Below are 16973 nucleotides of genomic sequence, written 5' to 3'. Positions count from 1 at the left end.
GGCCGGCCGGGGGTGGCCGGCATTCGTCAGCGACCCCGCCACGACCTTGCCGGGATGGACAAGATCGGTCGTTCGCCACAACTGGCGCAGGTGACGTGGTCGCCGCACTGCGGGCACCACGAGTTGATGCGACGCAGGTACCAGCCGATCGCGACGCCGGTGAGGAGCGCCAGCAGGCCGACCATGGCGATCATGGCGAACCTTTCGAGGGGGTTGAAGCGGGCGGGACGGTGCCGTGGTGCGTACTACGAGGTGGTGACGCGATCGAGCAGGGGGTCCCGATCAGCACGGGCGAGAACGAACCGCGCGGTCAACGTATCGACGCCCGTGCCACGGGAGTCGCTCGGGCGATACGTGACCATCGCGGCGCGTGCGGACGCGGCTTCGATCACTCCCGCCCGCCAGTTGCCGCCGCGGAAGACCCAGACCGGGTCGAAGCGCTGGTAACTGTCGGTAGGCGCCACATCTGCTGGATCGCGGAGTTCTGGGTCGATCGTGGGGACCGGCATGCCTGGTTGCCTCCCGCCTGCGTGCCGTCCGGGTGGGGAAGTTTTGCGCTATGTAGCTGGGGAAGTAGCGGGGAGTTTCGGTTGGTCACCCGTCTGGATGAAGAGCAACCCTTTCGGCCTCATAAGTCGTCATTGAGCATGTCTGTGCCTGGCCGATCCTCACTCCCTGTGCGATATCATCCTCCGCGTCGCATGCAGGCGCAAGAGCGGATGCACGTGCAGATGACGGATTCACCGCTCGACAGAGCACCCAGTCCCGCCTGAGACATAGAGAGACACACATGAGCGAAGTGAGTGTGAGATCGTCGGCCAGTGATTTACCCGTCCTGGCCTGGCGGAAGAGTCGTCGGAGCAACCCGAGCGGCAACTGCGTCGAAGTTGCCGAGCTTCCCGACGGCAGGGGTGTCGCGGTGCGGAACTCCCGTGATCCGGAGGGTCCCGCGCTGATCTACACACCCGCGGAGATTGCGGCATTCATCCTCGGCGCGAAGGATGGGGACTTCGACGATCTGATCACGTGACCTGAACCGGCAGTTTCGCCGGTTACCGATTGGTCATAGCATGCCTACGGGGGAGAGCAGCGGCCTGACGTCGGGTCGCCTCTCAGTAACCGGAGGTATTTCGTGACGACGGCCCAGCCGGAACCTGGGTCGGCCGGTGGGCCGACCGTGCTGCGTATTCTGCTGGGCAACCAGCTCCGCACGCTCCGCGAGGCGAACAATGTCACCCGGGAAGCGGCCGGGTACGAGATCCGCGCCTCCGAGTCCAAGATCAGCCGTATCGAGCTTGGCCGCGTCGGCTTCAAGGAGCGCGACGTCGCCGACCTGCTCACGCTGTACGGCGTCACCGACGAAAAGGAGCGTGCGGCGCTGCTGTCCCTCGCCCGGGAGGCGAACACGCCCGGGTGGTGGCACCGGTACGGCGACGTCATGCCCAGCTGGTTCCAGTCCTACATGGGCCTGGAGTCGGCCGCGGAGATGATCCGTACCTACGAGGTGCAGTTCGTGCCGGGTCTCCTCCAGACCGCCGACTACGCCCGCGCCGTCATCTGCCTCGGCCACGGCGACGCCTCCGACGCGGAGATCGAGCGCCGCGTCCAGCTCCGCATGGACCGCAAGCGCCTGCTCACCCGCACCGCACCGCCCGAGATCTGGTTCGTGGTCGACGAGGCCGCGCTGCGCCGGATGATCGGCGGCCGCGACGTGATGCGCGCCCAGCTCGAGTACCTCATCGAGGTGGCACAGATGTCGCACGTGCGGCTGCAGGTCATCCCGTTCCACGCCGGCGGCCACGCCGGTGCCGGCGGCGCGTTCACGATGCTGCGCTTCCCCGAGGAGGAACTGCCCGACGTGGTCTACGTCGAGCAGCTCACGAGCGCGCTCTACCTCGACAAGCCGGAAGACCGCGACCAGTACGCCCTCGCGATGGAACAGCTGTGCATCGAGGCCGAGTCGCCCACCCGCACGGTGGAGATCCTGGACAAGATCCTCCAGGAGATCGATCTCTATCACCGCTGAAAAGCTTATGAGACGGGCGCGGCGCCGCCCGGCTACGGAAATCCCGCGCCGTTGTGTCTAGGAGCGCGTCCCGTCGAGGTAGGCGAGCACGGCCAGCACCCGCCGGTTGTCGTCGTCCGACGGCGCGAGCCCGAGCTTGGTGAAGATGCTGGCCGTGTGCTTGCCGACCGCGCTCTCGGACAGGAACAGCCGCTGCCCGATCGCCGCGTTCGACCGGCCCTCGGCCATCTGCTCCAGCACCTCCCGCTCGCGCGGGGTCAGGGCTGCCAGCGGCTGGTCGGTGGAGTTGCGGGCGAGCAGCTTCGCGATCACCTCGGGGTCCATCACGGTGCCGCCCGCGGCGACCCGCCGCACGGCGTCGACGAACTGCTCGGAGTTGAACACCCGGTCCTTGAGCAGATAGCCGACCCCGCCCGAACCGTCGGCGAGCAACTCGCGGGCGTACAACTGCTCGACGTGCGACGAGAGCACCAGCACCGGTAGCCCGGGCCGCTCCCGCCGCGCGGAAAGCGCTATCCGCAGGCCCTCGTCGGTCTGCGTCGGTGGCAGTCGCACGTCGACGACGGCCACATCGGGCTGGAGGTTCGGGAGGGCGGCCGCCAACTCGGGGCCGGTCGACACCGCCGCCACCACGTCGAAGCCGTGGGCGGTCAGGAGATGGCGCAGCCCGTCCCGAAGAATCGCCAGATCCTCGGCCAGCACAACCCGCATGGGGGCGAGCCTAGGGCCAGGGCGCCGGTGTAGTTACCTACACCCGGGTGGGTATCCATCGTCATTACCGCGGGCCGGCGTGATCCATAGCGTTTTCCCCATGCCAGTCATCGACGTTTCCCAGCTCCGTAAGGCCTACGGCGCGCGGCGGGTGCTCGAGGATGTCTCCTTCTCGGTCGAGCGGGGCGAGATCTTCGGCATCGTCGGCCCGAACGGCGCCGGCAAGACCACGACGGTCGAGTCCATCGCCGGCATCCGCACGCCGGACGCCGGAACCATCCGGGTGCTCGGCCTCGACCCGCGCCGCGAGCGCGACACCCTCCGGACCCGCCTCGGCGTGCAACTGCAGAGCGGCGACCTGCCCGACAAGATGCGGGTGGGGGAAGCGCTTTCCCTGTACGCGTCGTTCTACCGCGACCCCGCCGACCCGGCGGGACTGCTTGCCGACTTCGGCCTCGACGGCCACCGGAAGACCGCGTACGGCAAGCTCTCCGGCGGCCTGAAGCAGCGCGTCTCCATCGCTCTCGCCCTGATCGGCAATCCCGAGGTGGCGATCCTCGACGAGCTGACCACCGGCCTCGACCCGCACGCCCGCAGGGAGACCTGGCGGATGGTGTCGCAGATCCGCGACCGCGGCGTCACCGTGCTGCTCGTGACCCACTACATGGACGAGGCGGAGCGGTTGTGCGACCGCATCGCCGTGATCAACAACGGCCGGGTGGTCGCCCTCGACACGCCCGCCGGCATCCGGGCCCTCGCGGGCCCGGACGCCTCTCTCGAAGACGCCTACGTGACCCTGACGACCACTGGGAGCGACCGATGACGACCGGACTCAGGCAGCTGACCCTCATGGAGTTCAAGCTCGCCGCGCGCGACTTCATCACGATCCCGCTCGCGCTGGTGCTCCCCACGGCGCTGGTGCTGGCGTTCGGGTTGCCGGCGAGCAGCCGGGTGCCCGACCCGAACTTCGGCGGCGCCCGCGCCGTCGACTCGGCCCTGCCGGCGCTCGCGGCGACGCTGGCGGTGGCGGCGCTCGCGCTCACCGTGCTGCCGACCTACTTCGCCACCTACCGGGAAAGGGGAATCCTGAAACGGTTGTCGACGACGCCGGCGAGGCCGAGCGCCCTGCTGTTCGCGTACCTGTCGGTGCACGTGGCGCTGTCGCTGGCGGCGCTGGTGCTCACGCTCGTGGTCGGCGTGCTCGCCGTCGACATGAAGCCGCCGCAGCACCTGCCCGGGTTCATCGCGTCGTACGTGTTCGGCCTCGCCGCGATGTTCGGGCTCAGCATGCTGGTGGCCGCGGTGGCGCGGACCGCGCGGGGCGGCAGCGGCTACGGGTTCCTGCTGTTCTTCCCGTCGCTGTTCTTCGCCGGCGCGTACCTGCCGAAGGAGCAGATGCCCGACTGGCTGAGCCGGACGGGCGACTTCACGCCGCTGGGCGCGTTCCGCATCACCGTGCAGGAGTCGTGGGCGGGCACCGCTCCCGAGTGGATCCTGGTGGTGTTCCTCGCGGCTTTCGCGGGGATCGCGTTCTGGGCCGCGTCGAGACTGTTCCGGTGGGAGTAGTTTACTTGTGGACGCAACTAGGTGAAGGAGGACGGAGATGCCGCAGCCACAGGGCGAGGAGCTCGCCGCCGTACGGCAGCGCCGCGACGAGATCCGCGAGCGTTACCTCCGTCCCCGCACCGAACGGACCCCGCCCACGACGCGGGGGATCCACCACGCGGCCCTGATCTGCCGCGACGTGACGGAGACGATCGAGTTCTACCAGGAGTTCCTCGGTTTCCCGCTGGTGGAACTGGTGGAGAACCGCGACTACGCCGGGTCCAGCCACTTCTTCTTCGACCTGGGAAACCGCAATCTTCTGGGGTTCTTCGACTTCCCCGGTCACGACCACCCGCCGTTCACCGAGACCATCGGCGCCGTGCAGCACCTGGCGCTGTCGGTGAGCCCGGAGCAGTTCGCCGCGGCGAAGGCGAAGCTCGACGAGGCGGGCGTCGAGTACCTCGGTCCGGATCGCGGGGTGGAGGACAGCCTCTACATCCGCGATCCGAACGGGGTCGGCATCGAGTTGTACCGCGAGGTGCTCGGCCGCTTCGAGGGCACCGAACTCCTCTAGGGAGCCAGCGTTTCCAGGATCTCCTCGGCGCGTTCGACGGCCTCGACCGGGTCGGCGTCGGGGGATCCGATCCGCGGGTCCCAGTTCAGGTCGTAGAAGACCTCGGTGACGCCCTGCGACGCGAGCCACTCGGTGCCGGCGCGCACCTGTTCCGGCGTCCCGGACAGCGGAGCGTCGGTCTTCTCGCCCAGCCGCACCACGCCCCGCGACACGACGCGCAGCGCCGCCGGGTCGCGGCCCGCCTCGGCGGCGGCCTCGCGGACGATCGCGACGTCGCCGGCGATCGACGACAGGTCGGTGGCGCTGCGGCTGACCCAGCCGTCGCCGAGGCGGCCGGCCCGCCGCAGGGCGGCCTTCGCGGAGCCGCCCACGAGGATCTGCGGGCCCGGCCGCTGCACCGGCCGGGGATCCATGCGGCTGGGCGGAACGGTGTAGAACTCGCCGCGGAAAGCGCTTACCTCGTCGGTCCACAGCGTGCGCAGCACCTGGATGTACTCGTCGGCGCGGGCACCCCGGCGCTCCATCGAACCGCCGGTGGCGACGAACTCGGACTCCGAGTGGCCGGTGCCGAGCCCGAGGTCGAGCCGTCCGGCGGAGAGGACGTCGAGGGTGGTCGCCTGCTTCGCCAGGTAGGCGGGCGACAGGAACGGCAGGTTGATGACCGCGACACCGAGCCGGATGCGGGTGGTGTGCGCGGCCGCGAACGTCAACGCCAGCAACGGATCCAGGACGCTACGGTAGTTCGGCGGTGGCGGTTCGCCGGCGTCGACGAGCAGCCGCTGGAACGTCCACAACGACCCGTACCCCAATGCCTCCGCCCGCTGGGCGAAGCGCACGACGTTCTCCGGTGTCGCCCAGACCCCGGCGACAGGCAACCCGAACCCGATCCGCATGGCCCTACGGTAATCCCCGGATCATGGCGCCGTGCCGCCGGAGCCAGCCAGGTGGCTACCCGACGCCTTGCACGGTTCTGTGCCGACATCGCCCGGCATCGTTGTTGCTAATAGTGAACGTACGTATCCTCTAGGTAAGCGGTGGCGTCGGGGAAGGGCGCCGCCGCTTCAGCGTTGGCGACGCATCGATAACCGCCAAATCGTCGTCATTCAGTGATCTTCTCGAATGGACACGGCCCTGCGCCCGTGCCAAGGTCGGGTACGCGCACCCGCCGTTTCCTTCGGGGAGGAACCGATGCATCGACGCATCCTGCCCGCGCTCGCCGCCGTCCTGCTCGCCGCCTCCGCCACGTCCGCGTGCCTCGGCAGCGACGACGAGCCCGATACCGCCAAGAACGCCGACGCCAAGGAGTTCAGCCTCACGATCGCGGCCAACGCGATCGCCGGTGGCAAGAACGCCGCCGGTGCCGAGTGGATCGAGAACTGGGTGATCCCCAAGTTCATCGAGGCCCAGAAGGCCAAGGGACGCACGGCGAAGGTCGAGTTCCAGCCGTCCGGCGCCGGCGACGAGGACTACAAGAGCAAGATCGCGCTGGACCTGAAGACGGGCAGCGGCGCCGACATCTACTCCCTCGACGGCATCTGGGTCGGTGAGTTCGCCGACGCCGGTTACATCAAGCCGCTCAACGATCTCGTGGGCGCCGACGTCGTCGACGGGTGGGACGGGTGGAAGCAGATCCCGCAACCCGTGCAGGGCAACATGTCCTACAAGGACAAGCGGTACGGCGTCCCGGAAGGCACCGACGGCCGCGTCATCTACTTCAACCGCACGTTGCTGGCCAAGGCCGGCCTGCCGCGTGACTGGCAGCCGAAGTCGTGGGACGAGATCATCACCGCGGCGCAGACCATCAAGACCGCCGCGCCCGGCGTGACGCCGATCCAGCTCAACGCCGGCACGGCGATGGGCGAGGCGACCACGATGCAGGGCGTGCTGCCGTTGCTCGTCGGCACCGGCAAGCAGATCTGGGCCGACGGCAAGTGGCAGGGCAACAGCGCGGCCGTCCGCGACGTTTTCGGCCTGTACCAACGGGTCTACGGCGGCGGGCTCGGCGATCCGGTGCTGCAGCAGGACGCCAAGGGTCGGGACAAGTCGTTCCAGGCGTTCGCCGAGGGGAAGATCGCGATCCTCCTCGAGGGCGACTACTTCTGGCGCAGCGTCGTCGAGCCGACCAAGGGCATCGCGAAGATGGCCGACCGCAACGAGAACGTCGGCTACGCGCTGATTCCGGCCACCAAGGCCGGTGGCGGCGTCCGCGGACAGGACTTCGTGTCGATGTCCGGCGGCGCCGGACGGGTACTGAACCCGGCCACCAAGTACCCGCGCCAGGCCTGGGAACTGCTGCAGTTCATGAACTCCAAGGAGGCGACGGTCGCGCAGGTCGGCACCTCGCCCCGGCTCACCCAGCGGCAGGACGTCAACGACGAGATCCTGAAGAACGATCCGCTGTTGACGTTCATCGCCCAGAAGGTGCTGCCGCTGACGGCGTTCCGGCCCGGCTTCGCCGAGTACCCGCGGGTGTCGCAGGCGTTGCAGCAGGCGACGCTGTCGGTGGTGACCGGCACGGCACCGGCGGCGGCCGCGTCGGAGTACCAGAAGAAACTGGAGTCGATCGTCGGCGGGGCGGACAAGATTGCCTCCGACTGACCCCGACACCGGCCCGGGGCCGGCGTCGTCTGGACTGAGGAGCGCAGGGAGCGTAGCGACCGGAGCGACGAGGGAAGACGACGCCTCCGGAGGCCCCGGGCCCGCGCGAGCGGACGCGAGCGCAGACAGCAGAGCGAGCACAGACGCGGCGGGGTTGGGGCGGTGGCGCGCCTTCGGGTTCACCGCCCCGGCCCTGACCCTCATCGCGGTGTTCCTGGTCTTCCCGGCCCTGTGGACCCTCTACATCGGACTGACGAACTTCCGGCTCACCGGCGCCGAGGCCCGCCGCCCCGCCTTCGTGGGGCTGGACAACTACAGCCGCGCGCTCACCGACGAGACGTTCTGGAACTCGCTGTGGCTCACGCTGCTGTTCGTGCTCGGCTCGGCCGTGCTGGGCCAGAACGTGTTCGGATTCCTGCTCGCGTACGCGTTGCGGGCGGCCGGCACGGTGCTGCGGCGGATGGTCGAGGCGCTGGTGCTGCTGGCGTGGATCCTGCCGAGCTCGGTGGTGGCGTTCCTGTGGATCGCGATGCTCGACCGCGACGCGGGCACGCTCAACAACATCCTCGGCGGCGCCACCGCGTGGCTCGTCGAGTACCCGATGATCTCGATCGTCGTGTTCAACGTCTGGCGCGGCACCGCGTTCTCGATGATGCTGTACGGCGCGGCGCTCACCAGCGTGCCGCCGTCGCACCTGGAGACCGCGCGGCTGGCCGGATCCGGCCGCTGGCAGACCCTGCGCGACGTGGTGCTGCCGCACCTGCGTCCGTACGTGCTCACCAACACGCTGCTGATCAGCCTGTGGACGTTCAACGACTTCACGCCGTTCCTGCTCACCGCCGGCGGTCCGGGGAACGAGTCGGAGATCGTGCCGGTGTACATCTACAACACCGCGATCATCGGCGGCGACATGGGGTACAGCGGCGCGATCTCGTTGCTGGTGCTGCTCATCAATCTCGGGCTGGCGCTGGTGTACCTGCGGGCGTCGAAGGTGCGTGGGTCGTGATCATCCGGTACGTGGCCGGGCGCGTCGGCGTGTACGTCCTCGTCGGGCTCGGCATGGCGTTCTTCGCGCTGCCGTTGCTGTGGTTGCTGTCGGCGCCGTTCGACGAGACGCCCACGTACGCGGTGCGCCCGCCGTCGGATCCGACGCTCGGGAACTTCGCCGAGGTCGGCGACAACCGGTACGCGTTGCCCTCGTTGCTGAACTCCGTGCTGCTGTCGGTGGGCGCGATGCTCGTCGTGGTCACGGCCGCGGCGCTGGCGGCCTACGCGCTCAGCCGGGTGCGGATTCCGGGACGCGACGCGCTGCTGTACGCGTTGCTGCTGCTGTCGAGCGTGATCACCGGAACCGCGGCGATGGTGCCGATCTTCCTGCTCGTGTTCGAACTGGGGCTGATCGACTCGCGGGCCGGCGTGATCCTGGTGCTGTCGGGCGGGCTGCTGCCGGCGGCCATCTTCCTGTTGAAGGACTTCATCGACACGATCCCGCGGTCCTACGAGGAGAGTGCCCGGGTGTTCGGCGCCTCGCCGTTGCAGGTGCTGCGGCACGTCGTGGTGCCGGTCGCGCGGCCGGGCCTCGCGACCATCGGCGTGTGGACGATCGTGCAGGTGTGGGGCAGCTTCCTCACCCCGTTCATCCTGCTGCGCGACCCTGACAAGCAGCCGGCCGCGGTGCTGGTGCGCACCCTCTACACCGAGGGCGGCTCGCCGAACCTCGCCCTGATCTCGACGTTCTCGTTGCTCTACTCGATACCGGTGGTGCTGATGTACCTGTTCGCCTGGAGCCGTTACGGGTTCCGCTTCCACGGCGGGATCAAGAGCTGATGGCCGACATCGTCCTCAGTGGACTCGTGAAGGAGTTCCCCGGTGGCGTCCGGGCGCTGGACAAGCTCGACCTGACGATCGCCGACGGCGAGTTCTTCGCGCTGCTCGGGCCGAGCGGCTGCGGCAAGACGACGCTGCTGCGCACGATCGCCGGTCTGGAACCGCCCACCGACGGCACCGTCCACATCGGAGCGCGCGACGTCACCCGGCTCGCACCCGGCGCCCGCGACGTCGCCATGGTGTTTCAGGACTACGCGTTGTTCCCGCACATGACGGTCAGCGAGAACATCTCGTACCCGTTGAAGGTGCGGCGCCGTCCGCGCTCCGAGCGGTCGTCGCGGGCTGCGGAGGTCGGTGCGCAACTCTCGCTGTCGACCTTGCTGGAACGGCGTCCGGCGGCCCTCTCGGGCGGGCAGCAGCAGCGGGTGGCGCTGGCCCGCGCGGTGGCCGTGCGGCCGGCCGCGTTCCTGTTCGACGAGCCGCTGTCGAACCTCGACGCCCGGCTGCGGCTGGAGGCGCGCACGTTCCTCAAGCGGCTGCAGCGGGAGTTGGCGGTGACGACGGTGTTCGTCACCCACGACCAGGCCGAGGCGCTGGCGCTGGCCGACCGCATCGCGGTGATGGACGCCGGCCGGATCCGGCAGGTGGGCACGCCGCGGGAGGTGTTCGGTCGGCCGGCCAACACGTTCGTGGCGAACTTCATCGGGTCGACGCCGATGAACCTGATCGACGGGTCGGTCCACGATGGAGGGTTGTCGGTCGCCGGTGCGCTGCTGCCGTGGAAGGGCCCGTTGGAGGACGGCGAGAAGGTGGTCGTCGGCGTGCGGCCGGAGTACCTGACGCTGAGCACTACCGACCCGGGCGGGCCGGCGCTGCGGGGCACCGTGTCGGTCGCCGAGAATCTGGGTACGTCGGCGCTCATGAGCGTGGCGGTGGGAGACGAACTGATCGGCGCGGTGGTGCCGGAGGAGGCCGAGCCCGCGGCCGACACACCCGTGTGGCTGACGCCGCAGCCCGGCCGGATGCTCGTCTACCGGGCGTCCGACGGAGAATTGGTGACGTGAGCGAGCACTTGTGCGAGCGAACCATTGGCTCAGTGCCGTGCGAACGCATCGCACCGCGGAGCGGGGCGATCGCGTGAGCACCGTCCACCGTGGAGTGTGGCGGCCGGAGGACCGGGCGGCGGCGCCGTACCGCTACCTGCCGGTCGACGTGCCGGCCGGCGTCCGGACGCTGCGGGTCGAGCTCGACTACGACCGGTCGGCCGGCGTGCTCGACCTCGGCTGCTTCGACCCGAGCGGCGCGTTCCGCGGCTACTCCGGCGGTGCGCGCGAGTCGTTCGTGGTGGGGGAGTCGGTGGCGACGCCCGGCTACCTGCCCGGGCCGCTGCCGGTCGGCACCTGGCAGGTGCTGCTGGGCCTGCACCGGGTGCCGGCCGACGGGGTCGCGTGGCGGATCACGGCCGAACCCGGTGTCTCCCTTCCCGTTCCCGCGGCGACGGCGCCCGACGGAGCCGGTACGGCGGGCACGGGGCCGCGGCGTCGCATGCTCCCCGCGTCACCCGGTTTCACCTGGCTTGCGGGCGACCTCCACGCCCACACCGTGCATTCCGACGGAAGCTTGACGGTCCCGGCGCTGGCCGCGTTGGCGGCCGGCGCGGGCCTGGATTTTCTCGCGGTGACCGACCACAACACGGTCTCGCACCATCCCGAGCTCGCGGCGGCCGGTGCGGCGGCGGGGATCCTGCTCGTGCCCGGGCAGGAGGTGACGACCGGACGCGGCCACGCCAACGCGTTCGGCGCACTCGACTGGGTGGACTTCCGCGACCGGCCGGACGCCTGGCTGTCCACTGTGGACGCCGGCGGCGGGCTGCTGTCGGTGAACCATCCGCTCGGCGGCGACTGCGCCTGGCTCATGCCGATGACGGGTCGCCCGCCGCTCGCGGAGGTGTGGCACTCCGGTTGGTGGGACCGCACGTGGGGCGCGCCGCTGGCGTGGTTGCTGGCGTGGGCGCCGGGCGCGGTGCCGGTCGGCGGATCGGACTTCCACACGATGGACGGCCCGGAACGGCCCGGATTGCCGACCACGTGGGTGGCGGTCGCGGAGCCGTCGGTGGCCGGGATCCTGGACGGGTTGCGCGCGGGCCGGGTCGCGGTGAGCGCGGCGCCCGACGCGCCGGTGCTGCTGCGCGCCGACGACCGGTTGGTGGCCGTCGACGCCGACGGGACGCTGCTGGTCGACGTGGAGGGCCGGCGCCGGCCGGTGCGCGGCGGGGTGGCCCGGTTCCACGTGTCCGGTGCCGGTCCGTTCTGGCTGGAGGACGCGAAGGCCCAGGTGCTGGCGCTGACGGCGTAGTGTCCGGCGGATCCTGGCCGCGCGGGGTGGTTACGCTCGGCGCGTGGCGGACGAGATCGAGGACGGGTCGTTCCTCAGCGACGACTGGTACGGCGAGGACCTCGGCGACCGCGTCTACACCCAGTGCTTCTTCACCAACGTCGACCTGACCGAGGCGGTCAGCCGGGGCGCGGTGTTCACCGAGTGCCGGTTCGGCGGGGTGCGGTTCAACGCGTCGCGGCACGAGGACAGCGCTTTCCTGCGGTGCACGTTCGAGCGCTGCAACTTCTTCGAGGCGTCGTTCAGCGGGTGCAAGCTCGTCGGCAGCACGTTCACCGAGTGTGACCTGCGTCCGCTGACGGTGACCGGCGGCGACTGGTCGTTCGTCTCGCTCGCCCGCGCCGACCTGCGCGGTGTCGGGTTCACCGGCACCCGGATGCGCGAGGCCGACCTCACCGGCGCGAACCTGACCGGCGGCACGCTCACCGGGGTCGACCTGAGCGCGGCGCGGCTGGGCGGCATCAAACTGGGGCAGTGCGACCTGCGCGGGTCGGACCTGAGTGCCCTGGACCCGCGCGACGCCGACCTGCGCGACGCGGTCATCGACGCCGAGCAGGCCCTCACGGTGGCGCGGGCGTTGGGCCTGCGCATCGGGTGAGACGGTCGGCTACGCGACCCACCTCCTGATACGTCGAGTTTCCGGCTGCCGTCGCGCCCCGGCGTCCGCACCCTTCTACGGTGAACAGCTACCACCTCGACCTGACCCAGTGCCCCGACCCGGAGTGCGGTGCGCCGGCCGAGGTCGCCCACCGGTGGACCCTCGGCTCCACGTCGGGCGCCATGACGATGGCACACACGATCTGTCTGCGCCGGCACATCTTCGTGCTCCCGGAGTCCTGGTTGCCCAACCGGGAAAGCGCTTTCCAGGCCGGCGGTGTCGCCCCGACACCCTGACCGGGACCCGCGCATTCGCCCGCGTCACTGGCTTTTGATCGACGCACGCGAATAGGCTCGGCGCACCCGATTCAGGAGGCGCCTGCGATGCGATCCGTCCGTCAGCTCGTCACCCTGACCGCCGCCGCCACCGTGGCGCTGCTCGCCGTCACCGCGAACCCGGCCTCGGCGGTGCCGAAACCGCCCGGGATCGTCGTGCAGAACGGGGTGACCCAACCCGTCTTCGACTACACCCAGGCGATCCGCGAGCGCCGGTACGTCGAGACGGAGATCGACAGCGATCACGACGGCAAGCGGGACCGCGTCGAGGTGCGCGTGATCCGGCCGGCCGAGACCGAGCGGGGGCTGAAGGTCCCCGTCATCTTCCAGCCGAGCCCGTACTACGCCGGCCTCAACGACGTCCCCAACCACGACGACATCGACCGCGACGACCCGGCGGCCGCGCGATCGGCCGGCGGGGCCGACCGCGCCGCGGAGACGATCCTGTTCGCCGGCTATCTCGACAACTACTTCGTGCCGCGCGGCTACGCGGTGGTGTTCGCCGACAGCATCGGCACCGGCGGCTCCGACGGCTGCCCGACGTCCGGCGACCCGAACGAGACGCTCGGCATGAAAGCGGTCGTCGACTGGCTGAACGGGCGGGCGCGCGGCTTCACCCCGGAGGGTGACAGCGCCCGGGCGACCTGGTCGACCGGGAAGACCGGCATGATCGGGGTTTCCTACAACGCGACGCTGCCGAACGCCGTCGCGACGACCGGCGTGCGCGGGCTGGAGACGATCGTGCCGATCGCCGGGATCTCCAGTTGGTACGACTACTACCGCGCCAACGGTGGTGTGGTCGCGCCGTTCCCGTTCCAGGGCGAGGACACCGATGTCCTGGCGAGACTCGTGCTCACCCGGAAGAACCCGGAGGTGTGCGCCGGGGTGATGGACGAGCTGGAACGGCGGCAGGACCGGGAGACCGGCGACTACAGCCGCTACTGGGACGAGCGGAACTACGTCAAGGACGCGCACAAGGTGCGGGCAAGCGTTTTCCTGGTGCACGGCCTCAACGACTGGAACGTCCGGACCAAGAACGGGATCCAGTGGTGGAACGCGCTTTCCTCGAACGGCGTCCAGCGCAAGATCTGGCTGCACCAGGGTCCGCACACCGACCCGTTCAACGTGCGCCGGGCCGAGTGGATCGCGACGCTGCACCGCTGGTTCGACTTCTGGCTGCACGGCGTGCGCAACGGCATCATGAACGAGCCCATGGCCGACGTGGAGACCGCGCCGAACCAGTGGACGACCAGCCGCTCCTGGCCGGTCCCCGGCACGACGCAGGTGCCGCTGTTCCTCGGTCCGGAGGCCGCGGACGGACGCCCGGGCACGCTGAGCCGCTGGCCGTCCGGGTTCGGGCACGATCAATCATTCGTTGACGACACGAGCCAGACCGCCGACCAGCTTGTGGACAACGAACTGGCCGCCGACCCCAACCGGCTGGCGTTCCTGACCACGCCGCTGACGTCGCCGGTCCGGCTGTCGGGCACGCCGCGCGTCACCGTGCGGGCCAGCCTCGACGGGCGCTCGCCGTACCTGACCGCGCTACTGGTCGACTACGGCACCGACGTGCGGTTCGCCGGCATCGCGACGGTGCCCGGGCAGGACTGCATCGCGCCGGGCATCCCGGAGGATCCTGGCTGCTTCAACAAACGGGCGTACGTGACGCGGGAGACGCCGCTGAAGATCGTCAGCCGCGGCTGGCTGGACGTCCGCAACCGCTACTCGCAGTGGGACGAGACCCCGGTGGCGGCGGGCCGCACGTACACCCTGTCCTGGGACCTGCAACCCCAGGACCACGTGTTCAAGCCCGGCCACCGGATTGGCGTGGTCCTGATCTCGACGGACCGCGACCACACGCTGCGCTATCGCACCGGCACCCGCGTCGAGGCGGAACTGGGCCTCAGCCACGTGCTGCTCCCCCTGTCCTGAGCGGTGATCCCCGTCGATCTTGCAGTTGTGGTGCCACCCAAATATGTACAAAACAGGGTGATTCCGGCACCACAACTGCAAGATCGACTCGCGAGAGGGGGGCGGTGGCGCGCGGGGTTACGGACGGTGGTGGCGGGCTCTCGCGGTGGCGCGGCGCCAGAGCACGGTCCAGTCGGCGCCGGCGAGCCAGGCCGCCGGCACCACCAGGCCGGTTACGGCGATGCGGTCCCAGAACTCGTCGACGGGTGCGCCGAGGTCGCGGACCGCGGGCCAGGCCCGCTGCCACGGGCCGTCGGGGTCGTCGAGGGTCGAGGCGGGGAAGCCGGGCACGCGCACCCGGCGCGGCGGCAGGATCCGCACCGAGTCGACAGTGTCGGCCCACAGCGAGGTGGCGGTCACCAGCGCGCACAGGGCGGGCGTGGTCGACTCGGTGGCCACCGCCGTGGCCAGGGCCGGGTCGCCGGACCGGGCGAGGCGGCCCAGCGCGGCGCGCAGCCGCGCGTTGACGGCCTCCAGGGTGCGGCCGGGCGCGATCTTCGGCGTGCGCACCAGCAGGCGTAGGGAGCGCGGGAGCTCGTCGTCGCCGGTGAGGCGGGACAGGGCGGGATAGCGGTCGCGGAGCTCCGCGGGGAGGGCGGCGACCGCGGTGGTCAGGGGGCGGACGTCGGTGGCGGTCCACAGCTCGTCGAAGCCGCCGGGGCGCGCGATCGCCGCGCGGACCAGCTTCGTGAGGTCGTGGTCGGTGGCGCGATGTAGAGCTGTGCCCAGGGTGGTCACCACGGCCAGGGACCCGCGCGAAGCGGGCGTGGCCAGGTTCTCGGTGACCAGGTCGCCGAGCCGGGCGGCCGTGTCGTCGAGCAGGCGGCGGGCCAGCTGGCGGGGTGGCGCCGTGCGGATCGGCTCCGCGTCGCGGGCCGGTGGGTCGGTGGTGCCGCGGCCGCCGTGCGGGTCGATCCGGTTGTCGCGGACGTTGAACGCGGGCGCGGCCGGTGCCGCTTCGGGATGCGTGGGGGTGCGGAGGGCGGCGACCCAGCGGCGCACCGCCTCGACCAGGGCGGGCTCGGGGTCGGCGTTGAACCGGGCGGCCAGCGCGTTCAGCGCCCACGGGCCGGCGGGGAAGCCGCGGCGCAGTTCCAGGTTCACCACCGGGCGGCCGTCGGCGTCGACCAGCGCGGCCAGCACCCGGCGCCCCCGCTGGGCGCCGACGGCGTAGTGCGGCGACGCGATGCAGTTGCCCATGTCGTTGGCCCAGCGGGCCAGCGCCGTGCTGTCGTGGGCGAACTCGACGCGCAGGGCGGTGCCCGGAAGCACGGTGCCGTCGAGGCCGGGGAACGGGTCGGGCAGCAGGAACGGGCCTGTGCGCCCCTCGGCCAGGGCCTCGGTGGCGAGCAGGCCGTCGACCAGTTCGGCCCAGGTGCCGCAGCGCTCCGGCACCCGGCCGCCGATCGACACCAGTTGCGCGGCACCGGCCACGGCCAGCGGCACCGACTCGAGCACCTGTCGCAGCGGATCGTCGTCGTCGGTCGGGCGGCCCGCCGGCCACACGACCGGGCCCCACAGGTCGACCTGGACGTCGGCCGATGCCCGCCCGCGGTAGACGGCCAGCGCGTCGCCGAGGTCGGCGTACCACAGCAGGTCGGCGGCGACCTCGACGTCGCCCGGGGGCTGGCCGGGGCGGTCGGCCAGGCGGGTGGCCAGCGGACCGAGGCTCAGCAGGTCGTGGAACACCGGCACCTGTGACCACGAGGCCGGCGCGCGGTGGTACCCGGCGGCCCGGCGCCAGCCCTCCATCGACCGGGTGGCCCACATGGCCAGCGGCGACTCGCGGGGATCGAAGCCGCCGGTGAAGAGCTCGCGGATCGCGTCGCCGGACGCGTCGAATACGACCCGCCCGTAGTCGCGCGCGGTCGAAAGAACCTCAACGGGCGGCTGGGCCGACCTGCCCGACACCGCCTGCCACAGGTCGTGCACGTAACAGCCGGGCCGGGCCGGATGGCCGTCTCCATCGGAAGCGCGGGCCGCGGCGTTCAGCAGCCCGGCGCCGTACTTGAGGATCGGCCGCGACGCGGCAAGACCATCGGTGACGCCGGTGCGCGCGACCGCTTCCGCGGTGCGCAGCAGGATCGTGGCGGCGAGCGCGTCCTTGAGCAGGTCGCGCAGGCCCTCGGCGAGGTCGTGGAGGTCGGGTTTCCAGCGCGCGGCGTCGAGCAGCGTCGGCTCGTGACCGTAGAACCGGTGCACCGTCGCCAGCAGGACGGCATCGCGGTACGCCCGGCGGCGGGTGGCCAGTTCACCGCTGAGGTCCACCGCGGACTGGCCCGTACGGATGCGTCGATAGACGGATCTGGCCGCCTGGTGGACGCTCACGGCGTCCCATAATGATCTTAAAATGCGTGGACGCCGCGCCGGCGCGATCGGGCCGAGCGCGACCGC

At 70.7% G+C, this 16973-nt stretch carries 18 protein-coding genes; 13 read left to right on the top strand and 5 right to left on the bottom strand.

Annotation, left to right across the window (positions count from 1 at the left end; translation table 11 throughout):
• Positions 1-26: 26 nt before the first annotated feature.
• Both Vau01_RS13220 and Vau01_RS13215 read right to left on the bottom strand, forming a co-directional pair.
• Positions 27-194, bottom strand: a complete 168-nt coding sequence (locus Vau01_RS13220; RefSeq protein ID WP_203991541.1) for a hypothetical protein — start codon at positions 192-194, stop codon at positions 27-29.
• A gap of 51 nt (positions 195-245) precedes the next feature.
• Positions 246-509 (bottom strand): hypothetical protein, encoded by a 264-nt coding sequence (locus Vau01_RS13215; protein ID WP_203991539.1) that lies wholly within the window; start codon positions 507-509, stop codon positions 246-248.
• Positions 510-790: 281 nt separating this feature from the next.
• On the opposite strand from Vau01_RS13215, the gene Vau01_RS13210 reads away from it, so the two are divergent.
• Together Vau01_RS13210 and Vau01_RS13205 are read left to right on the top strand one after the other, a co-directional pair.
• Positions 791-1030, top strand: coding sequence for a DUF397 domain-containing protein (locus Vau01_RS13210; RefSeq protein ID WP_203991537.1), 240 nt, complete (start codon positions 791-793; stop codon positions 1028-1030).
• 102 nt (positions 1031-1132) lie between these two features.
• Positions 1133-2026, top strand: a complete 894-nt coding sequence (locus tag Vau01_RS13205) for a Sco1979 family transcriptional regulator (RefSeq protein ID WP_203991535.1) — start codon at positions 1133-1135, stop codon at positions 2024-2026.
• A 57-nt stretch (positions 2027-2083) separates the two neighbouring features.
• Here the strand turns inward: Vau01_RS13205 and Vau01_RS13200 are convergent, their stop codons facing one another.
• Positions 2084-2737 carry a LuxR C-terminal-related transcriptional regulator gene (locus Vau01_RS13200; protein WP_203991532.1) on the bottom strand — a complete coding sequence of 218 codons (654 nt, stop codon included), beginning with the start codon at positions 2735-2737 and terminating at the stop codon, positions 2084-2086.
• 100 nt (positions 2738-2837) lie between these two features.
• Here Vau01_RS13200 and Vau01_RS13195 point away from each other — a divergent pair, with 100 nt between their 5' ends.
• The 3 genes from Vau01_RS13195 to Vau01_RS13185 are packed head-to-tail and all read left to right on the top strand — an operon-like array spanning position 2838 to position 4856.
• A complete protein-coding gene (locus tag Vau01_RS13195; RefSeq protein ID WP_203991530.1) occupies positions 2838-3560 on the top strand; it encodes an ABC transporter ATP-binding protein in 723 nt (240 codons plus the stop codon).
• Positions 3557-4303 carry an ABC transporter permease gene (locus Vau01_RS13190; protein WP_203991527.1) on the top strand — a complete coding sequence of 249 codons (747 nt, stop codon included), beginning with the start codon at positions 3557-3559 and terminating at the stop codon, positions 4301-4303. The genes Vau01_RS13195 and Vau01_RS13190 overlap by 4 nt, the downstream gene beginning before the upstream one ends.
• A gap of 37 nt (positions 4304-4340) precedes the next feature.
• Positions 4341-4856, top strand: a complete 516-nt coding sequence (locus Vau01_RS13185; RefSeq protein WP_203991524.1) for a VOC family protein — start codon at positions 4341-4343, stop codon at positions 4854-4856.
• Here the strand turns inward: Vau01_RS13185 and Vau01_RS13180 are convergent.
• The gene (locus Vau01_RS13180) at positions 4853-5749 is read right to left on the bottom strand and encodes a TIGR03619 family F420-dependent LLM class oxidoreductase (RefSeq protein ID WP_203991522.1); all 897 of its coding nucleotides are present in this window, start codon (positions 5747-5749) and stop codon (positions 4853-4855) included. The two genes, Vau01_RS13185 and Vau01_RS13180, sit on opposite strands and share 4 nt — an antisense overlap.
• Before the next feature lie 295 nt (positions 5750-6044).
• On the opposite strand from Vau01_RS13180, the gene Vau01_RS13175 reads away from it, so the two are divergent.
• From Vau01_RS13175 to Vau01_RS13140, 8 genes are all read left to right on the top strand, one after another.
• Positions 6045-7454, top strand: coding sequence for an extracellular solute-binding protein (locus Vau01_RS13175; protein ID WP_203991521.1), 1410 nt, complete (start codon positions 6045-6047; stop codon positions 7452-7454).
• A 154-nt stretch (positions 7455-7608) separates the two neighbouring features.
• Entirely contained in the window at positions 7609-8460 is an 852-nt protein-coding gene (locus tag Vau01_RS13170) for a carbohydrate ABC transporter permease (protein WP_203991511.1), read from the top strand.
• The gene (locus Vau01_RS13165) at positions 8457-9281 is read left to right on the top strand and encodes a carbohydrate ABC transporter permease (protein ID WP_203991508.1); all 825 of its coding nucleotides are present in this window, start codon (positions 8457-8459) and stop codon (positions 9279-9281) included. Before Vau01_RS13170 ends, Vau01_RS13165 begins: the two co-directional genes overlap by 4 nt.
• Positions 9281-10345 carry an ABC transporter ATP-binding protein gene (locus Vau01_RS13160; protein WP_203991505.1) on the top strand — a complete coding sequence of 355 codons (1065 nt, stop codon included), beginning with the start codon at positions 9281-9283 and terminating at the stop codon, positions 10343-10345. The genes Vau01_RS13165 and Vau01_RS13160 overlap by 1 nt, the downstream gene beginning before the upstream one ends.
• A gap of 73 nt (positions 10346-10418) precedes the next feature.
• Entirely contained in the window at positions 10419-11636 is a 1218-nt protein-coding gene (locus Vau01_RS13155; RefSeq protein WP_203991500.1) for a CehA/McbA family metallohydrolase, read from the top strand.
• A 43-nt stretch (positions 11637-11679) separates the two neighbouring features.
• The gene (locus Vau01_RS13150) at positions 11680-12273 is read left to right on the top strand and encodes a pentapeptide repeat-containing protein (RefSeq protein ID WP_203991498.1); all 594 of its coding nucleotides are present in this window, start codon (positions 11680-11682) and stop codon (positions 12271-12273) included.
• Between the two features lie 80 nt (positions 12274-12353).
• Positions 12354-12569: a hypothetical protein gene (locus Vau01_RS13145; RefSeq protein ID WP_203991496.1), complete on the top strand. Its 216-nt coding sequence runs from the start codon at positions 12354-12356 to the stop codon at positions 12567-12569.
• A gap of 87 nt (positions 12570-12656) precedes the next feature.
• The gene (locus tag Vau01_RS13140) at positions 12657-14540 is read left to right on the top strand and encodes a Xaa-Pro dipeptidyl-peptidase (protein WP_203991494.1); all 1884 of its coding nucleotides are present in this window, start codon (positions 12657-12659) and stop codon (positions 14538-14540) included.
• A 117-nt stretch (positions 14541-14657) separates the two neighbouring features.
• Here Vau01_RS13140 and Vau01_RS13135 read toward each other — a convergent pair whose 3' ends face one another.
• Entirely contained in the window at positions 14658-16907 is a 2250-nt protein-coding gene (locus Vau01_RS13135) for a hypothetical protein (RefSeq protein ID WP_203991492.1), read from the bottom strand.
• Positions 16908-16973: the final 66 nt, after the last annotated feature.

Source organism: Virgisporangium aurantiacum, from assembly GCF_016863635.1.
GTDB lineage: Bacteria > Actinomycetota > Actinomycetes > Mycobacteriales > Micromonosporaceae > Virgisporangium > Virgisporangium aurantiacum.
Note: the sequence above shows the minus strand (reverse complement) of the source record. Positions and strands in the feature narration are given on the sequence as shown.